This is a genomic window from Paenirhodobacter populi (assembly GCF_004022215.1).
GTDB lineage: Bacteria > Pseudomonadota > Alphaproteobacteria > Rhodobacterales > Rhodobacteraceae > Rhodobacter > Rhodobacter populi.
Genome location: NZ_SAUZ01000078.1, coordinates 1 through 1,072 on the forward strand (window position 1 = coordinate 1; position 1,072 = coordinate 1,072).

Annotated in this window: 2 protein-coding genes; both read right to left on the minus strand. The window is 62.5% G+C overall.

Annotated features, from left to right (window positions below; genetic code table 11):
- The coding region (locus D2T30_RS23890; RefSeq protein ID WP_241651392.1) for a transposase at positions 1 to 272 on the minus strand (272 nt) is incomplete at its 3' end.
- On the minus strand, positions 250 to 894 hold the full coding sequence (locus D2T30_RS22875) for an IS110 family transposase (protein ID WP_241649198.1): 645 nt from the start codon (positions 892 to 894) through the stop codon (positions 250 to 252). The genes D2T30_RS22875 and D2T30_RS23890, both read right to left, overlap by 23 nt.
- Between the last annotated feature and the right edge of the window lie 178 nt (positions 895 to 1,072).

The following is a 1,072-nucleotide window of genomic DNA, read 5'->3' on the forward strand; positions in this document are numbered from 1 at the left end:
ATGCTGTTGAGCATGCTGAGCAGCTTCCTGGCCGTCGCTGTCAAGGCGGCTTTCACCGGCTTTCCTGCGTCCTGGAGCTTCTGCCTGAACGCTCGGAACATTGCGGTGTGCCGTGACGCGTGTAGTGCTGCGAGATAGAGGACGGTTCTGACGGTGGGTCTCCCGCCGCCGATGACCCGTTTTCCGTTGCGCTGTCCGCTATCCCTGGCAATCGGTGCCAGGCCGGCGAGTGCCGCGATCTTTCGGCGGTCAGTTGTGCCGATCTCCGGCAACTCGGGCCATGAGAGTGGCCGCGACAATCGTGCCGACACCGGGCACCGACTGCAGCTGACGATTTGCTTCGGCCAGTTCGGGCGAGGATTGAATGATCTCCGCGATCCTTGCCTCGACCTTTTCGATCCGCCGCTCCAGGAGCAGGATTAAACCCTTGATGTCCACGCGGGCATCGTGGTCTGTCGTTTGCTGAAGTCTGGTCACCTCCTGCTTTCGCATCTCAACCAATTGACGACGCCGGGTAATCTGGGCCAGCAGCGCCTGCCGCGTCGGTGAGCCGGGCGGGGTCTGCGGTGGTTGCAGCCTCTGACCGAACGTTGCGAGCATCCGGGCATCGACACGGTCGGTCTTGCCTATCACTCCCATAGCCCGCGCAAAATCGCGGGCCCGACGGGGATTGACCCGGCTGAAGCTGACCCGGGCAGCTTCAAGACCATCGCGCAGCACCCGATCATAGCCGCCGCTGGCCTCGAAGATGACCCAGACACCTTCCCGCGCTGCGGCCCGGGCGAAGGTGCGGACACTGGGCGGAGTGTTATCTATGCGCTTAGCACCCCGGGCGGGATGGTAAATGTCGAGCCATGCCTTGGCGACATCGACGCCGATATAGATTTGGTCCATGATGTCTCCTGTTCCTGTTCTGCGGGGTCTGCGCCAACAGCCCCAATCAACTGTTCAGGATGAATGCGAAGAAACGGGCGGCTCCCTTGCCGGCAAACGGGCTTCGTCGATGGCCCCGGAGGCTCGCGGTATGCCGCCCGCACCATCCTTCATAGCGGATTCTGCAAAGACAGGAGGC